Source organism: Pseudomonas sp. Z3-6 (assembly GCF_051131985.1).
Classification (GTDB): Bacteria; Pseudomonadota; Gammaproteobacteria; order Pseudomonadales; family Pseudomonadaceae; genus Aquipseudomonas; species Aquipseudomonas zanjanensis.
The window spans coordinates 2,710,707-2,728,160 of sequence record NZ_CP071644.1 but is presented as its reverse complement, the minus strand read 5'-3'; the positions used below and the strand labels follow the sequence as shown (position 1 = coordinate 2,728,160).

At 50.8% G+C, this 17,454-nt stretch carries 14 protein-coding genes and 2 pseudogenes; 13 read left to right on the top strand and 3 right to left on the bottom strand.

The genetic code is table 11. The features are described 5' to 3' along the window. Nucleotides 1–245 precede the first annotated feature (245 nt). The 4 genes and pseudogenes from J3P88_RS12550 (at nt 246) to J3P88_RS12535 (ending at nt 5,508) form a co-directional block, all read left to right on the top strand. Nucleotides 246–1,712, top strand: a complete 1,467-nt coding sequence (locus J3P88_RS12550) for a phospholipase effector Tle1 domain-containing protein (RefSeq protein WP_434575597.1) — start codon at nt 246–248, stop codon at nt 1,710–1,712. 926 nt (nt 1,713–2,638) lie between these two features. Further along, nucleotides 2,639–3,457 (top strand): hypothetical protein, encoded by an 819-nt coding sequence (locus J3P88_RS12545; protein ID WP_434575595.1) that lies wholly within the window; start codon nt 2,639–2,641, stop codon nt 3,455–3,457. 533 nt (nt 3,458–3,990) lie between these two features. Further along, a pseudogene (locus tag J3P88_RS12540) lies at nt 3,991–4,156 on the top strand (hypothetical protein); the annotation flags it as partial. Nucleotides 4,157–4,506: 350 nt separating this feature from the next. Further along, nucleotides 4,507–5,508: a hypothetical protein gene (locus tag J3P88_RS12535; RefSeq protein WP_434575593.1), complete on the top strand. Its 1,002-nt coding sequence runs from the start codon at nt 4,507–4,509 to the stop codon at nt 5,506–5,508. Between the two features lie 228 nt (nt 5,509–5,736). Here the strand turns inward: J3P88_RS12535 and J3P88_RS12530 are convergent, their stop codons facing one another. After that, complete coding sequence (locus J3P88_RS12530) at nt 5,737–5,916, bottom strand: hypothetical protein (protein ID WP_434575591.1); 180 nt, start codon at nt 5,914–5,916, stop codon at nt 5,737–5,739. A gap of 255 nt (nt 5,917–6,171) precedes the next feature. Here J3P88_RS12530 and J3P88_RS12525 point away from each other — a divergent pair, with 255 nt between their 5' ends. Together J3P88_RS12525 and J3P88_RS12520 are read left to right on the top strand one after the other, a co-directional pair. Further along, a complete protein-coding gene (locus J3P88_RS12525) occupies nt 6,172–6,411 on the top strand; it encodes a helix-turn-helix transcriptional regulator (RefSeq protein ID WP_434575589.1) in 240 nt (79 codons plus the stop codon). A 141-nt stretch (nt 6,412–6,552) separates the two neighbouring features. Next, on the top strand, nt 6,553–8,319 hold the full coding sequence (locus tag J3P88_RS12520) for an NACHT domain-containing protein (protein ID WP_434575587.1): 1,767 nt from the start codon (nt 6,553–6,555) through the stop codon (nt 8,317–8,319). 246 nt (nt 8,320–8,565) lie between these two features. Here the strand turns inward: J3P88_RS12520 and J3P88_RS12515 are convergent, their stop codons facing one another. Continuing rightward, nucleotides 8,566–9,576: a GlxA family transcriptional regulator gene (locus tag J3P88_RS12515; RefSeq protein WP_434575585.1), complete on the bottom strand. Its 1,011-nt coding sequence runs from the start codon at nt 9,574–9,576 to the stop codon at nt 8,566–8,568. Nucleotides 9,577–9,813: 237 nt separating this feature from the next. Between J3P88_RS12515 and J3P88_RS12510 the strand changes: the two genes are divergently transcribed. The 3 genes and pseudogenes from J3P88_RS12510 to J3P88_RS12500 form a co-directional block, all read left to right on the top strand. Further along, complete coding sequence (locus tag J3P88_RS12510; RefSeq protein ID WP_434575583.1) at nt 9,814–10,704, top strand: MBL fold metallo-hydrolase; 891 nt, start codon at nt 9,814–9,816, stop codon at nt 10,702–10,704. 312 nt (nt 10,705–11,016) lie between these two features. Next, entirely contained in the window at nt 11,017–12,294 is a 1,278-nt protein-coding gene (locus tag J3P88_RS12505) for an O-acetylhomoserine aminocarboxypropyltransferase/cysteine synthase family protein (RefSeq protein WP_434575581.1), read from the top strand. Between the two features lie 201 nt (nt 12,295–12,495). Further along, nucleotides 12,496–12,764 (top strand): annotated as a pseudogene (locus J3P88_RS12500) (serine hydrolase); the annotation flags it as partial. Between the two features lie 41 nt (nt 12,765–12,805). Here the strand turns inward: J3P88_RS12500 and J3P88_RS12495 are convergent. Next, the gene (locus J3P88_RS12495) at nt 12,806–13,162 is read right to left on the bottom strand and encodes a hypothetical protein (protein ID WP_434575579.1); all 357 of its coding nucleotides are present in this window, start codon (nt 13,160–13,162) and stop codon (nt 12,806–12,808) included. Between the two features lie 112 nt (nt 13,163–13,274). On the opposite strand from J3P88_RS12495, the gene J3P88_RS12490 reads away from it, so the two are divergent. The 4 genes from J3P88_RS12490 (at nt 13,275) to J3P88_RS12475 (ending at nt 17,384) form a co-directional block, all read left to right on the top strand. After that, nucleotides 13,275–14,840: a recombinase family protein gene (locus tag J3P88_RS12490; protein ID WP_434575577.1), complete on the top strand. Its 1,566-nt coding sequence runs from the start codon at nt 13,275–13,277 to the stop codon at nt 14,838–14,840. After that, nucleotides 14,837–15,748 (top strand): ParB/RepB/Spo0J family partition protein, encoded by a 912-nt coding sequence (locus tag J3P88_RS12485; RefSeq protein ID WP_434575575.1) that lies wholly within the window; start codon nt 14,837–14,839, stop codon nt 15,746–15,748. The genes J3P88_RS12490 and J3P88_RS12485 overlap by 4 nt, the downstream gene beginning before the upstream one ends. After that, the gene (locus J3P88_RS12480; protein WP_434575574.1) at nt 15,748–16,650 is read left to right on the top strand and encodes a plasmid partitioning protein RepB C-terminal domain-containing protein; all 903 of its coding nucleotides are present in this window, start codon (nt 15,748–15,750) and stop codon (nt 16,648–16,650) included. The genes J3P88_RS12485 and J3P88_RS12480 overlap by 1 nt, the downstream gene beginning before the upstream one ends. A gap of 521 nt (nt 16,651–17,171) precedes the next feature. Then, nucleotides 17,172–17,384: a hypothetical protein gene (locus J3P88_RS12475; RefSeq protein WP_043042088.1), complete on the top strand. Its 213-nt coding sequence runs from the start codon at nt 17,172–17,174 to the stop codon at nt 17,382–17,384. Nucleotides 17,385–17,454: the final 70 nt, after the last annotated feature.

The following is a 17,454-nucleotide window of genomic DNA, read 5'->3' as shown; positions in this document are numbered from 1 at the left end:
TACCAGCTAAATTTTTGGGTTCAAACAGAGTGCCGTCTACCCGAAAATTGTGATGGCGCTTTGCCAGATTCACTACTACCTTTCCCTTAGCGGGCGTCGCCGTCTGGCCATGCTGAACAACGGCCATCGTGGACGGCCTCGTCGGTGGCAAGAATACAGGTGCCCCTCTGACCTACGTCCTGTTCTCTGAGCGGCGCAGCATTCGTCGCGATTCGCTGACCACATAACGAAACGAGGGCTAATTCATGCGCACAGGCTTGATCATGCTAGCAACCTTAATGGCGGGCTGTTCCACGCACTCGCAACACCTCTCGATTGTCAGCTCGCAACCGGTCACGGCGATTGCAGCCCAGTCGCAGAACATGGCGCTAGCGCCATTGGATCGCGCAATAACCATCAAAACTCAACGCTGCGCCGATCAGGTAGAGGAGTTAATCGGAAGCGAGCCAGACGACAGTTATGCCAACGTGCGCGCACGCTGGCGACAGTTGGACTGCTATTACAGTAACCACCCGTCGCGGGCGCTGGTGGTACTGCTTGATGGTACGGGTAACGACAAGCATGACGAAACCAATATCTGGCGGATGTACAACTTCGCGCTGGAGAAAGCCGTTGAGGGTAAGCCTGTCATTCCGTTCTACGACAAGGGCGTCGGAACGAACTCCCAGATAGTAACCGGCAATGCTTTCGGTTCAGGTATGGGCATGAACATACGTCAAGCGTACCGTTTCCTCGTTGAGGCTTATCGTCCAGGCGATAAAATCTACCTCTTCGGATTCAGCCGGGGTGCATTCACCGCGCGCACCCTAAACGGTCTGCTGGAGTTCTCCGGATTGGCAAAACTCGAGACAGTTAAACCGAACGCCTTGGATGATGCGCCTTTTCTCTGGTTCTTAGGCAATCTGCACAGCAAGGTTTCAGGGGTGTATGACACATACCGCTACTCCAACTCAGGTCGAGCTACCTTCGATGGAGAATTGCGCACCCGTCTTGATGAATACAAGCGCAAAGAAGGGATTGAGACCTACAAGATTAAAGTGGAAGCCATCGGAGTCTTCGATACGGTGCCGTCGCTCGGTTTCTTCCTTGACGACGATCCTGACAATCATCGACTCGAGTTGTATGCAGGACGCGGCTACCACGCAATGTCGCTGGACGAGCAGCGTGATGATTTTCGTCTACAACGCTTCGGCGTACCGCAGTTCGAATCGCAGATCCTTGAAGAAGTATGGTTTGCGGGCGGACATTCAGATATTGGTGGAGGTTACGGCAAGGACACAAATGCTATGGACTGTATCAATCCTTCCAGCTCACCAACGGAATCAAAACCAGTCGGGTTAGAGGGTACACCGTTGCGCTGGATGCTAGACCGGTTCAAGACAGACAATCTATTCGTATCCAAATCGCTTCCAAAGGAGTGTATGAGCGGAATTCTACATGACGAATATTTTGGAACATTCGGACGCATCTATCAAAGCCACGGGCTATTGCGCCGCCGTCCAGTGGCATTCGACAGCGTCCACGAGAGCGTGCTAACCAGAATGGGGTATGCGCAGCTACCAAAACCCAATCAATATCGCGAGAATGGGGGTATCTACCACCCGCAGAACCTTGGTCACGACCCACTACAGACTTTCTGCATTCTGAAGACAGGACAGTCTCCGAACGACTGCAAGGCAACTCACCTCCAAGACTCAGTAGTTGACCGCTAATCGCTGTATAACTAATACAAAAAGAGGTTGTTGGCACATTAGAGATAGCACCCCTGCCATTGGGGCGCTATCTCTGCGATGGTTTCCGTAGATTGCAGCTAGCTATTTCGTGGCAATGACAACAGCCACGTTGTGCTTCGAGCAACCTCAGGCGAACAGTTCATTCGCTTCTCCAACTTTTCTCTTGGCTCAGGCTGCGATCATTGTACTTGTAAAGATAAAGGCGACTGGCGAAGCCGGTGAGTTCGTGGCCTCGATTTGTTACCGCACACCGCAGGAATCCGCCGCCTTCCTCGCAGGAGAAATGGATGGACCAGAGAACTCGTTGAGCTGCACTTGCTTCATCATGGTCAACATTTCAGTAATAGCCGTGCTAACTCCTCTGGGGTGAGAGCTTACCGGCAGCCTCGAAGGTAACCATGGCCCAGCTATTGGCCCATATGATGGGACGGTTGACGACTTGCTTGAACTCACTGAGTGTCATGTCAAGGTGAACCTCCCAATGACCAGTGGAAGGAGATCTGTCCGCTGGAGGGCGGCTTGGCGAAGCTGATGGTTTCCGGATCACTCTTTTGACCACAGAGCTGACCAAGACGCTTCCCTCTACTCCTCAACCTAGGCGCCCAGCATCAGCCGGCTAGGCAAAGCGGGAGATTCTAGCCCAAACCGGATTATTGAAACCCAACGACCAGAAAACACGGCGCTCAACTTTGCTTTCCGCTATCAATGCTAAACAACCGTTGCTTAGGCGCTTACCGTAGCCGGGTAGCTAGCCTGCGCTCTAGGTGCCGATAGGCACGCAAGCACGCATTTTCAACACCCGCGCACCTGCTCGCATTGGCGCTTGTTTCCTGAATTCTCCGAAATTTAACATCCGCTCCGACCGAGTTGACCTAAACTCGCGATAGATTGGGATGGCAGACTGCATGTACACATTAGTGACCTTCACCATTGCGGAACTGTTCGAAAAGGTATGGGAAACGCCGATGGTCAAATTGGCTCAGGACATCGGTGTGTCTGACGTTGCTGTCGCCAAGGCTTGCCGCAAAGCCGGCATCCCTCTCCCTGGCCGTGGCTACTGGGCGAAGCAGGAAAAGCAGCGACCACGCAAACCCAAGCTTCCTGCTATTGAGGGCGTGATCCAATTCCAAGTTCTCGACCGTGCCCCCCTACCCGCTGCGAATAATGCGAAGACAAACTCACCTACAGTCCAGCGGATGATTGAAGTCCCGTCTCAATTGACCGAGCCCCACGCTCTGGTGAGTCAGTGGTTAAAAAGCGCAAAGGCAACAAAGCTCAAAGATGGCTACCTCGATTACGCAGGCAAGCGTGTCCTGAATGCAATGATCTCCTCGTCATTGATCGAACGCTGCGCAATCCTGTTTGATGCACTGATCAAAGAAGGTGAAGCTGAAGGTTATGCATGGAAGATCAATGCTGAAGGAAAAACCATTGTCACTGTTAACGACGAGCCCATAGCCGTGCGACTCGTGGAACGCTTAGACAAACATCCGATACCGCCCCCGCCTCCCCCCAAGCGCCGCCCCGGTGCTCCTTGGGAACCTGATTTTATGTCTCTGCGAAGGCCACAGTTTGAGTGGACCTCAACGGGTGAGCTGACCTTTCAGATTGAAGCGCGGATGGATTATGGGAACGGAAAAATTGGAAGGACACCAAGACCGCACCGCTCGAGAAAAAACTACCTAGCATTCTGTCCGGCATCACGTCGGCCTCGGTTTCAATAAAAGCCCTTCGGGACAAGGAGGAGGCGAGAAAACGTCAATGGGATGAGGATGAAAAACGTCGCTTTGAACGCGCCCGAGAAGCAGAAACACAACGTCGCCTCAGACGGTCACTCGTTAAGCATATGGAGTCCTGGGAACGCGCCGAGCGCTTACGGGCGTTCATAAAGAGTATCGAAGACAGCCTTAAATCTGCCTCTCTGGCGGATCCCGAAGTGGCCCAGAGGTGGATTGATTGGGCTCACAAGCAGGCTGACCTCTTAGATCCACTTCAGGAGAATCTCGCGCAGATCACCAATTTGGACGTGCAGCTGGAAAGCTGGTTCAGTGGTTTACAGTACGGCCAAGTGGAAAAAGGTTGGTGGTCAGAGTAAGCGCTGAAAGGAGCATTCCGATCATACCCGCCGGGCTTAAATTGTTGATTCGCCCATTCACCAGCATATCAGCCTCTTACATTTCTATCTGAGCACCAGGCTCTATCACCCGGTTCAACGGCTTGGCATCCTCAACAGGAACGCAAACTGAATCGTGCCCCCATGGCCTGGCTGGGCCTGATGACCTTGATGGTGCTGGAGCTGGTGCTCGGCATCGATAACCTCGTATTCAATCATGGAAGACAACGTCCCCCAGCAGCACGACCGTACCTGTGTGATCCGCTTGTCCTTCACATTGCTGATGCACCTTGGCTTGCTGGCGAGCATCTTCTAGATGTGAAGCGGCTCAACGTCCGTTCTTACACTACTCTGGGTCGTTCGCGCCCCGTCACGACAGGCAGAAAACGGCCAAAAGCGGACGTTGATGGACTGAAACGCTCAGTCGATGATTGAGCGTAGACACAATGCTGATGCCTTCGTATTCTCGGAAGAGGTTTTGTCGTAATTCTCTTTTGCCCTTCTCGCGTGACTAGCGTTTGGAATAACTGGCTAAAGAGGTTACACATAGGCAAATAGCGTCATGCGGTACAAGTGCCCGAAAGAATCGGGTCTTTTCTGCCCCCCAACGGTTAAGTTAGGTTTTTTTCGAGCGACTAAAATGCGATATAGCAGGCATATATGAAACACTGGACTGAGCCAAACGGAATACTTTTAATTCAAGTGCCAATCGATTGGCAGTACCTTAATTCAGGCCTCAAGGACTATGAAGAGAAATCGCCTTACGGATTTCAACCTTATGAAGACCCCATAGGCTGTTTTCAGCTAAGTTGCTATCCGTTGAGCGAGCTCGCTCCTAGCATCGCCAAAGCTAATCCAAGCGGAGTCAAAAAGTTAAGCTGGAAGGAGACGAGGGCAGATAATTCCGACTTTTGCACACATCTGTTCTTCGGCGCTTACTTTGATCAAGCATTGATAGGTAAATATATCTACGATGCGGAATTTGAAGGCGACAAGCGGATTGCCGAGCAGCTTGCAATCGTGAATCGTATTCTATACTCGGTTGTGATAGTCCCAAAGAGTGATCGTAAACTGGCTGCTGATCTCGATAAGTTTGATCGATTCACAGGGTCTCTTGCGGCGTCACATGATCTTCTATACACAGCAATTGACGCAGGGGCATGTATTGAGATCATTGCGATTACAGCGAATCAAATAGATGCATATTTAAGATTGAGCCTGGTAATTGCAAAGCAGCTGAAGGAAAAGACGAATGACATCGAAACTACGTACCTTTTCCAGGCAGATGGAGAAAAGGGAATAATGGAGAGAAAGGTATTCGAAGATGCCTTAAAATCTCAAGTAATAGATGTGGAGACTTTCGATAGTTTGAATGAGCTCTACAATTTGAGAAATCGCGTTATTCACCGATACATAATTTCAGATATCAAATCGCGCGATCTCGTCGAGATTGCTGGAAGATATTTGAGTGCTTTGGAAATAGTACGTCTAATCCTTCGCGACTTCGAGCAGAAACAAGCAGCCGTGCCTTATGGGGTGTACGGAACGAAGTGTAGTAAAACCTCTGTTAGGGACGACGCTATAAGGCGGTTATATGCGAGCGCAAATGACAAGCATCTTCTTGAAAAATATAAAAGAAACGTTAGTGACCGAAAAAGCTAACAACACGCTGCAGGTCACACTTGACCCGCTGTGCACTTATTTTACTAACACAAAAGCGGCCATTCCCCAAAAGGACCGGCGTGTGCGTTAGTGACCGCTTTGGCCGACTGCTGCCCTTCATGAACGGCGGATTTCGACCCATTGTTGCCCTTCGCGATGGGCGACTACTGCTAAAGCGCAGGGTTGCTACCTGTTTTAGCGAAGTCGGTGGATTATGTTTTTACATTTTTATCTGGTTTGGTATTTCTCTTGATACAAAAAAGGCTTGTTTGTCCAGCGCCTATCATCGTAATAAAAGTCCAAGAAAAAACCTTTTTCGTCCAGACGGGCATGTTTCATCTTAACCCCTTTAAATTCAGGGTCTTGGCAATTGATCGGCGCGGTCGTGACGATGGCGTTGATCGCCACCGTTGCGGTCCAAGTACCGGATCTAATGATCTGGACCCTCAGCTAATATTCAATGAAAAGGAGCTTGGACAGCAATTGTACCGATGCCACTGCGAAAGCTAAAAAAGGGATCACGCGCTACGTCAATTGCCAGTTTGGATTTCAGAGTCCGAATGGAGAGATTAAATGTACGGTCGAATCACAGACGTTACCAGCACCTGGCTAAAGCCCGCCTCAAACCAGCAACTGGCGGAATGGGAAAGTGGAGTACTTTGAATGAGTAGGCTGGATCGTTTCTTGCGGGAAAAGGACGTGATCGCTGCGACGTCCCTTTCACACTCCACCATTTGGCGTGGGATCAAAGAGGGAAGGTTTCCGAGGGCCGTTCTCATATCGCCGGGACGTGTTGGATGGAGAGAGTCATCAATCGTAGCTTGGCAAAAAATCCAAGTGGGTGGAATGCCACTGATTACACCTAAGAGAATTTTCGCCACGAACTGCAATAGGAGATGCTGAGCACGCCATAGTCTGACGCGACGGACGGCCGCGTGCTCAACTCCGCACTGGCTTTGTTGATTTCAATATGCCAGTATCTAGCGAGACTTCTGCCAGTCTGTACGTCAGATAATCAAATCAAATCGCTCATAGGACAAAGGTATGCCACTTGAAATAACCATGGGCGGTCTCACAAAAGCATTAACACCAATTATCGCTCCGGTAATAAAAGAAGGTATAAAACTCTTCAAAGACCAACGCCTTAAATGGTCTGCTGACGCATCCGCCAAAAAGCTATCGAAAATTATAGTCGGAATAAACACGGTTAAAACTGTATGGTCAAGAGACAAAGGAATACTTATAGATGACTTCTATTATCCTTCCCAACTAAGACGAATCCGTTCTCACTCCAGAAACTTAGAACCTAACGAGGTAATATTCGAATCCTCAATAATCGAGGGAATCGTTGGACAAGGCAAATCAATATTAATGCGGCAATTATGCAACTTTGCTGTAGAGAGCGGAATTATTCCTATATTTATTGAACTCCGCATGATCTCTCACGATCGTTCTCTCACCAACTTGATTACTGATTTCATGGAAGCAGCAGGCATCCCATCGGGAAATGACATATTCGCTTATTTAGCCAACCAAAATAAAATTGTACTTATCCTTGATGGTTTTGACGAGATTCCTTCATCGTTTATTAAAAACACTGTATATAACATATCTCAACTGCAGAAAGTCCATGACGAACTCAAAATCGTTATCTCATCCAGACCATCACATGCAATACAAAATTTAACTGGATTTCATGTACACCAGCTATCAGAATTGAAAGATGAGGATTACGAACCATTTCTGAGAAAAATAGTTCACGACCCAATAACAAGATTCAATATTCAATCAGCCATAGTAGATGCACCAGAAAACATCCGGGGAGTCATTACGACACCGCTAATGCTCACGCTGCTTGTCCGGGTTTACCAAATCGAGACTGAAATACCCGCAACGCTTCCTGATTTTTTTGAAAAACTATTCAGCGCTGTATTCATTCAGCATGATGGTTATAAACCAGGATTCGAGCGAGAGCATCACAGCAAACTCTCGGCTTCAAAATTACAAAAATTATTCGATGCGTTTTGTTTCATGACTTTGCAGCAAGGTTTTGGACGCACCCTTGAGAACTCCGAATTCGACCAGGCCTTTACAAGAGCTCTCAAATACACCCCTGCCTCCAACTGCGAAATTGAAGGATTTAGGAAAGACATCACCAATGTGGCTTGTTTGATGCTGGATGATGGATTTGAGCAGGTCAGCTTCCTTCACAAGAGCATCATGGAATATCACGCCGCCTCGTTTATACAATCATCAAGTGATGAATTTGCGGCAAAGTTTTATGACAAGGCTCCGATAGACTACGAAAACTGGGCCGAGACGTTGAGCTTTCTTAGTTATATCGACGAATACCGATATGGACAACTGTACATCCTAGAGAACTACCCTCCGTTCCATGAAGCGCTTACGGAAACGCTGCGAAAAAAAACTACAGAATCCCTCATAAAATTCCTTAACCTTACCGCTCCAAACTTCATTATTAACGTCAGCAATTCGAATTTCAGATCTTTTACCACTGACGGCACTGAAAAACGCCATTACTTTTCAGATGAGATTGTTTACGCCATCATTAACAACATGAGAGATCAAGAAGACAAAGTATCGAAAAAAACAATACACAAGGCGACACGAGAAACAGTATCAAGCAAAAGAGGCTCGTTAGAAATAAACACCAAAGCGATGGTAGAAAACTTTGATCAATCAATAGTATGGACCATGCTAGGATCTTTAGAGCGAGAGATACTCGACACAATAAATAAATACCAGTTAATAGTTCACGCAGAAAAGCGGAAGAATGATATTTTTGATTAGGCTCAATCACTATACAGAAAGTTTCGCTAAGCTGGCACTACCAGCTTAGCGAAATATTTCGCTTAATGTGCCTGACTATAATGACCCCTCATTTATTCTCAATGATAATTTCTTCCAGCCACAACGACCAACGCTGCAGCCCATGCTGTTTCTCTTTAAAATAGTCGTACCGATCATAGTGCTTCGATGAGACGTCGTTAAATGCATGCCCCTGAATCCGATCTGAAGCTTCGCGGTTTCAGTCATTTAGCTTGACAGTCCGGCAGTGTGCTCACTGTCGCTCGTCTTTCGGACCGGGCTCATCTCACGACAAAACATTCGCCTGTACTCAGAAGGCGAGGTGCCGAGCTGAACGCCGAATTGTTGCCTCAAGGATAAGGGGGTGCCAAACCCTGCTTCACCCGCCACACACTCAATGGGCAGGTCAGTCGTTTCCAACAGTTCCTGCGCCCTGACAACGCGCTGGGCATTCAACCATTTAGAGACGGTGCTGCCGGTAGCCTCCCTGAAGCGCCGAGTGAAAGTGCGCCGACTCATCTTTGCCCTGTCCGCCAGGACGTCGAGCGTCAGGTCACTGGACAGATTCATCCGAGCCCATTCCAGTACATCAGACAAATGCGTCTCTCTAGATAGGTGCGGCACAGGATATTCTATGTATTGAGCCTGTCCTCCCTGCCTATGTGGCGGTGTGACCAGCATTTTCGCGGTGCGATTCGCGGCCTCGGCTCCAAGTCGTTCGCGAACCAAATGAAGGCAACAATCAATTGCCGCCACGGTTCCTGCTGACGTCACGATATTCTCAGCGCTGACATAAAGCACTTCTGGCCTGAAACGAACATTTGGGAAGCGTCGCGCAAACTCGTCTCGAGCAGTCCAATGCGTGGTCGCTTCTTTGCCATCAAGTAGCCCGGCATCTCCAAGCACGAATGCGCCTAGACACAACCCAACGATGAGCTTTCCTTCGGAATTGGCGAGTTGAAGCGCTTTCACAAGTTCGGCAGATGCACAAACCGCTTGATCCCCCCACGCAGGGATGATGATCAGGTCAGATGCCGCCATCAATTCCAGGCCCTGAGTGACCTCTAAACCGAGGCCTTGATCGCTTGCCACCATTCCCGGCGTCTCTGCGCAGTATTTGATCTCGTAATGAGGTTCGCCAGGCGCGGACTGAGTTGCCCCCAACACCATCCCGGGTACAGAAAGATGGAACAGGCTTACGCCATCAAAAGCCAAGACAGCAACACGTATGGAATGCATCAGGTAGCCTCGGTTTGGCCCAATGGGCTTGTCGTTACGCTCGCAGGTATCTGGGCGCGCGCCCTCGGTTAAATGCTTGGCAGAGGCTGAATTGAGCTGTCGCCTCCCCCTCTTTCCGTTCTGGAAACGAAAAACTGATTGGCCCGATTATATCGAAATATGTCATTCAGGCCACTGTCAGCCTTGAAAGCATTCAGCAAGAATGAAGCCTTGAGGTACCAACTGGAGACTGAATTCATGAGTTTTAAAACGCTTCGCGTTGCACTAAGCATGGCTTGCGCAGCCGCGACCACGTCGGCATTCGCGGGCACAAATGCCCCAACGGCACCTGACGCGTCCCCTAAAATGGATCTACAGCAAGTTCGTAACGCGACGGCCAAAATCACCTACGGTGAAACGACATTCCTGATCGATCCGATGCTCGCCAAAAAGGGCGCTTACCCAGGATTTGAAAATACCTACCGCAGTAACCTCCGAAATCCATTGGTTGATCTGACCGAGTCACCTTCTGAGGTTATCGCCGGCGTCGACGCAGTGATCGTCACTCACACGCACCTTGATCACTGGGACGACGCCGCGCAAAAAGCCCTACCTAAAGACATCCCTTTATTCACTCAACATGAGGACGATGCGAAGCTGATTCGTTCACAAGGCTTCAAGAATGTGCGCGTCCTGAAAGGCGACGCTGAATTCGGCGGCGTCAGAATTACGAAAACCGGTGGTCAACATGGCACAGATGAAATGTATGCCGTGCCAGCCCTGGCAAAGCCGTTAGGTGAAGCCATGGGGGTGGTCTTTCAAGCGCCAGGCTACAAGACCCTTTACCTTGCCGGTGACACGGTCTGGCGTAAAGAGGTAGACCAGACCATTGAGAAGTATCACCCCGAAGTGATCGTACTGAATGCAGGCAAGGCAATGATGACCGGATATGAGGGGTCGATCATCATGGGTGAGGAAGATGTTCTACGCGCCGCTCAGGCTGCGAAATACGCGAAGATCGTCGCCGTACACATGGATGCAATCAATCACAGGTCCCTGACTCGTGAAGAACTGCGCACCTATGTCAAGAAGCACGGTATTGAGAACCGTGTAGCGATTCCGGAAGACGGCGCTTCACTGGAGTTCTGATTTATTGGGCCCCAGTTGCCGCTGGTTTACCGACGCAAACAGCTCGACTCAAGAAAATGTCATCACGTTGTTTCCTTACGGGAAACTGATTTCAAGCAGCAGTTGGATGCCCTTGATTCCGGGTGTCGACTAGACCCTAGGGCCCTTCGGGGCCCTTGATTTCAATTGTTTCCCAATAGCCGAGGGGGGGCGTAAACCCCTACGGTAGATTTCGACTTACCGGGTCAAAGCGCTCAACGATCGGCATAATCGACTTCGAGAGGATCTTAATGCCGCAAAATCCAGAATAATTTAAAGGGATCAATACCAATCATGAAAGACGCCACCATCGCACTGCACCATGGCTTCACGTCGGACCCGACCACCAAGGCTGTCGCAGTGCCTATCTATCAGAATGTTGCCTTCGAATTCGATAACGCCCAACACGGCGCCGACCTGTTCAACCTGGACGTGCCGGGCAACATTTACACCAGAATCATGAACCCCACCAATGATGTGCTGGAACAAAGGATGGCCGCCCTCGAAGGCGGCGTGGCAGGGCTGGCCGTATCGGCCGGCAGCGCGGCAATCCATTATGCGATCCAAACGTTAACCCGCGCAGGTGACAATATCGTCACTACCCCACAACTCTATGGCGGCACCTACACTCTATTCGCCCACCTGCTGCCAAGCTTTGGCGTGGATGTGCGTTTTGCCCGAGATGACTCTGCCGAGGCTATCGCCGAACTGATCGACGACAACACCAAGCTGGTGTACTGCGAAAGCATCGGCAACCCGGCGGGTAACATCATTGATCTCGAAGCCCTGGCTGAAGCTGCTCACACCCGCGGCGTACCGCTGATGGTCGACAACACGGTGGCTACGCCAATCCTCTGCAAGCCGATTCAGTTTGGGGCCGATATCGTTGTGCATTCCGTGACCAAGTATGTCGGCGGACACGGCAACTCCCTAGGCGGTGTGATCATCGACAGCGGCAACTTCCCCTGGACCCAATACCCGGAAAAATTCCCCAGCCTTAACCAGCCCGAGCCGGCGTACCATGACGTGATTTATACCGAGAAGTTCGGGCCCGCCGCCTTCATCGCGCGCGCACGCACAGTGCCATTGCGCAACACCGGCGCGGCACTGGCACCCATGAACGCGTTCCTGCTGCTGCAAGGCCTGGAAACGCTCGCGCTGCGCATGGAGCGTCACACCGACAACGCCCTGAAAGTTGCGCAATTCCTGCAGAGCCATGCTGAAGTGGAATGGGTCAGCTACGCCGGTCTCCCGGACCATCCTCATCACGCACTGGCACAAAAATACATGCAGGGTAAACCGTCGGCGATCCTATCGTTTGGTTTGAAGGGCGGCTATGACGCAGGCGTGCGCTTCTATGATGCTCTGCAAATCTTCAAGCGACTGGTCAATATCGGTGACGCCAAGTCTCTTGCCTGCCATCCGGCTTCCACTACCCATCGGCAAATGAACCAGCAGGAACAAGCAAAGGCTGGCGTGAAGCCCGAAATGATTCGTCTGTCGGTAGGAATTGAGGCAATTGAGGACTTGATCGCTGATTTGCACCAAGCCCTGGGGCCAACTCAACGTTGAGGCTAGTCGTCGCCGCGACGATACGCGTTCCTGAGTATCACGAAGGCATCCGAAAATCCGGTTCGAGCGTCCTGACGCTTACGGCCGGATCTGGGTTTCAACTGCGACCTCGGGTGACAAAGCAATCGAGTGCGGAAATTCGGGAGCATAGCCAGGAAAGTCTTACTAACCAGGCTGGAAGATCAGGCGACGGGAACAGTCATGTACTCGATTATTGATGAAAAGACCGCCCTGGCCGCTACCGCTCTATCATTGGTGCGTGATGGACGGGTCGGATTGGACGCCACGATTCTTGATCAATCTTCACGTTGCGCCAAGCACTTCGACATGAGGCAGGGCTCGCAGATCATGGTGAACATGCGGATTATCACGCTGCCGTTGCTAACGATGAGGCGCCATGGAAAGTAGGCGAAATGATGCAGCGCCTTGATGGTGCTCGGCTTCAATATAGCCCAGGAACCGGATGGCGTTAGCACTCACTAACGGTTCCATATTCGATACTGCTCCCGATCTACTCTAGCGCCGCATCTACAACACGAAGATAAGAGTCTATTCCCTCAATTACCGTCTGCAGCTTCTGCCTAAGCACTGGTAGCTCCGAAGCTGTTAGCGCATGAGGCCTCCCAGCCATCCTAAGAAAAGCTGCCAACGCCAGGTCAGAATGCTTCACCAAGGCCACTAAGTGCATCCCACTGGGGCCGTTGCTCCCAGCCATCCAGTTCTTCACCGTTTTCTCATTTGCATTGGTCCACCTCATCAGTGTTTTCGTCGCCTGGTGCGTTCCTCCGAGCTCCATATGCAGGGCCCTGGCAATGCCTGCTGCGTACTGCCGTTGAGCCAGAAAAGAATTGCCCGTTTTCGTGAACATTTTTCCCTCCCCGGTCTTCTACCTTAATTAGAGCCACTTTTTACAAAACGAAGTCACTGTTCACGCCTACCTGCTTGCTTCAGCGGCGACTAAACAGATCGAGGACTTGCCGATGCAAAATCTCATTGGCGCGTACAACACTAGCAGTGCTTCAAGCACCGCCCTCGCGGCGGCGTATGTGCGCATGTCTACGGAGCATCAGCAATATTCGACCGAGAATCAGCTCGATACGATCCGCGTTTACGCAGCGACTCACGCTCTGGAAATAAACAAGATATACACCGATGCGGGTAAAAGCGGCTTGCGCTTAGAAGGCCGAGACGCGCTCAAGCAACTTTTCTATGACGTGGAGAAAGGGTTAGCCGATTATTCGACCGTTCTTGTCTATGACGTCAGCCGCTGGGGTCGCTTTCAAGATCCCGATGTGAGCGCCAGTTACGAGGTGCGCTGCCGCCAGGCTGGAGTATCCGTCCAGTACTGCGCAGAGCAGTTTACTAACGACGGTTCACCTGTATCTAACATTGTCAAAAGCGTGAAGCGCATGATGGCAGGCGAATACAGCCGAGAATTGTCGGTTAAGGTCTTTGCCGGCCAATCCCGACTCATTGAGCTGGGGTATCGCCAAGGCGGCGCGGCGGGTTTCGGATTGAGGCGGCAGCTGGTCGATGGGCACGGCGCGGCCAAGAACGAACTAGCGATTGGGGAGCATAAAAGCATCCAAACTGATCGTGTCATTTTAGTGCCTGGCCCTCCCGCTGAAATTGAGATTGTGCATCACATTTATCGGCTTTTTGTCGAGGAAGGAAGGAGCGAACGCGAAATCGCAAACTGGCTGAACTCTCAAGGGATTCTCAATGATCGAGGCAGATTATGGTCGAGAGGCACGGTGCATCAGGTTCTGATCAATGAAAAGTATGTTGGCAATAACGTGTGGAATCACACCTCATTCAAATTGAAGGAAACACATAAGCAGAACCCGCCTGAGGAGTGGGTCAGAGCGGATGAAGCGTTTCGTCCCATCGTCAGCGTCATCCTATTCAAAGGTGCTCAATCGATCATCCAAACGCGCTCCTATCGCATGCCCGATGAGGAGATGCTGCAGTCACTGAAGGCAATCTATCAACGTATTGGATATCTGTCAGGCCTAGTCATAGACGAGTCAGAAGGATGCCCCTCAAGTAGCGCATATCTCCAAAGGTTTGGGAGCTTGCTTCGGTGCTATTCGCTAATCGGATACTCACCAGCACGCGACTACAAATACATCGAAGCCAACAAACGTCTTAGGCAAATGCACCCGCTGCTCCTTCAAAAAACGACTCAGAAAATTGTCGAAGTGGGCGGTAGCGTTTCGGTAGATCCGAGCACTGACCTCATCTTGGTTAACAAAGAAATATTAATCTCGGTGGTGCTGAGTCGCTGCCAAGTGTTACCGAGTGGCAGCAAGAGGTGGAGCATCCGCTTCGAACATGGTTTGAGCCCCGACTTAACAATCGCGGTTCGCATCAAGGAAGGAGAAGAAGCCGCCTTGGATTACTACATTCTGCCAACAATCGATGTTGGCTTCCCTCGGCTGCGTCTTGCTGAAAGAAATCAGGCCAACCTCGAAATTTACCGGTTCGACACCTTGGATATCCTTTCGGAGCTCTCACGCCGCAGTGATTCTTGGAGGGTTGCATGACTGTTATCGAGACCCATCGCCGAGCCCTGATGCACGTTGCCGAAGAGACGACAATTCAGCTTGTGCCAATTGAGGAGATTCGGGTGCTCAATCCACGAGCGCGAAACAAGCAGGTCTTCGCCAGGCTTGTTGAAAACATCTCCGCGTTAGGTCTGAAACGCCCGATTACTGTGGCACCTACCACGAGCGGCACCGAGCCCTATGAAATCGTTTGTGGCCAAGGTCGCTTCGAAGCATTGCAAGCTCTGGGCGAGAAAAAAATTCCGTGCATCGTGGTGAGCGCCAATGAAGCGGATCGGTACCTGATCGGGTTGGTTGAAAACCTGGCACGACGAAAACACACCAACCGAGAGCTTTTGATGTCAATCCAGATGCTGTCAGAGCGTGGGTATACCTGCCAGCAGATAGCCGAAAAAACCTGCTTGGATTCAGGCTACATCCAAGGAATTCTAGTGCTACTGCGGCAGGGAGAAGAACGACTAATCGCTGCGGTGGAGAAAGGTTGGTTATCAATAAAATTGGCGGTGGAGATTGCTCGCTCCAAGGATGTCGATCTGCAGCAGGCAATGATCGACGCCTACGAGAGCGGCGTACTCAAAGGCGAACAGTTGATGAGGGTGCGCCGCCTGGTTGATAGACGTAAAACTTTTGGCAAACGATACGGGCAACAAGCGCCTCGCACGGAAAAACCTACGCCTCAGAAGCTACTCAGCGCTTATCAGAACGAAGTCCGACGCCAGAAGGTGATGATTAAAAAGTCAGACATCAACGAACAGCGGCTGCTGATTATTGTCACCGCAATGCGCAAATTGCTCGCCGATGACTACTTCAATACGCTACTTCGCAACGAAGATATTCCGGATATGCCCAAACCACTCGCTGACCGAATATTTGGGGTGACACCGTGATGACAGAGGTCAAGCAAGCATTCGAGCATCGAGTCATTGCGGTTCCTTTAGACCGCATACTGCCCTCCCGTAGGGTCGATCAACTGATACCAGGCAGTAAAAAGTACGCCAGCATCTTGAGCTCGATTAGGGAATTGGGAGTCGTTGAGCCGTTGGTGGTTCATCCCAAACCCCTCATCGCAGGGGGAGTAGCTTCATACTTGCTTCTGGACGGGCACTTTCGCTTAGAGGCGCTCAAGGCATTGGGGGCCATTGAGGCACTGTGCTTGATCTCCACTGATGATGAAGCCTTCACCTATAACCGACAGATCAACCGACTGACACCGATTCAAGAGCATAAGATGATCCTATCTGCTCTGAAGAAAGGCATCGGCGCATCTCGAATTGCAGCTGTGCTCGGGATCAATGTTGATCAAGTCCACGATAGAGAAAACTTACTCAAAGGAATAGCGCCTGAAGTGGCGGAGATGCTGAAGGTTCGCATGGTATCGCAGGACGTATTTCGCTCGCTGCGGCAGATGAAACCCATCCGCCAAATCGAAACGGTTGAAATGATGATTTCAGCGAACTGTTTTACTCGAAACTATGCGCGAATGGTCTTGGCAGCATCTCGTCCGGAGATGCTGGTTGAGATGAGAAAAAAGTCGAGTGAAGTCAGTGCCGTCGACATTGCGCGCATGGAACGGGAGATGGAGAATCTTCAGCATGATTACAAGCAAGTCGAGGACACCCTGGGCGAGACAATGCTGGTTTTGGTTGTGACTAAAGGTTATCTAGTCCGCCTCTTGCGCAACGAAGCCATCGCAGGCTACGTCACTCGTTATTACTCTGAACTGCTGGAGGAGCTGATGTCTATCATGGAAGCGGTGACATCTGACGCCAGGCAGCTTGAACGGGAGTAGCGCTTGCCTGCCACGCTGTTCTCTTTCATGGAGGAACCACAATGTGGTATGAAATCTGCTCTTTTCCCGACTGTTCAAAATCAATCAAAACCAAATTGCGCTTGAAGCCGCAATCATGGAGCTAACGCAATGGGGTGAGCAGCGCGGAGCATCAGAGATGACCGGCAATTGCACCCGATTAGCGCTGTTGCTTTTGGTGGTAAGACGGCCCTCTACGGCCGGCAGCTATTGGCCGATTCTGTTGGAAAAGTCGGCCTTGGTATCCATGGCAGAAAAGTACGCATCTGAGATTAAAATCCTTACTTTTGGCTAAAGCTTCTGGGCTCAGATTTCACGTAGCAGCGTGCAAAAATGGCGTTTTCCCCGGTCAATTTTCCAGGCAGTTTGAACGGAGCGACTTTTTCAACACTATCGGCCGATTGCTGCCACTGAATCTCAGCAAGTACTTTCTCGGCCTACCGCCCTTTGGTTTCCGTCCCTTCCGCTGCTACGCTCTTGAGTCCTCGATTGGAGTCGAAACAATGCCCACCGAATATTCACTTTCTGATGTGCTCGAGCGGCTGTACCAAAATCAGCTCGCCTTGGAGGCCGCGGTGATGGAGCTTACCTTGAAGGTAGAAGACCAAGGTGCAGCGGAGATTGGTGCCAACGTCCGAGGTGCACTTCACACCATCGGAGAAAATGCCGGACACATCAAGCAGGGCTTGGCTAAGCTGAGAGCCCAGGGTCACTGATTTGACGGCCCATGCGATGGCGAGCTTGGCGACTATCTTTCGCGCAAAGCACAAAGACTGCATGACGAAT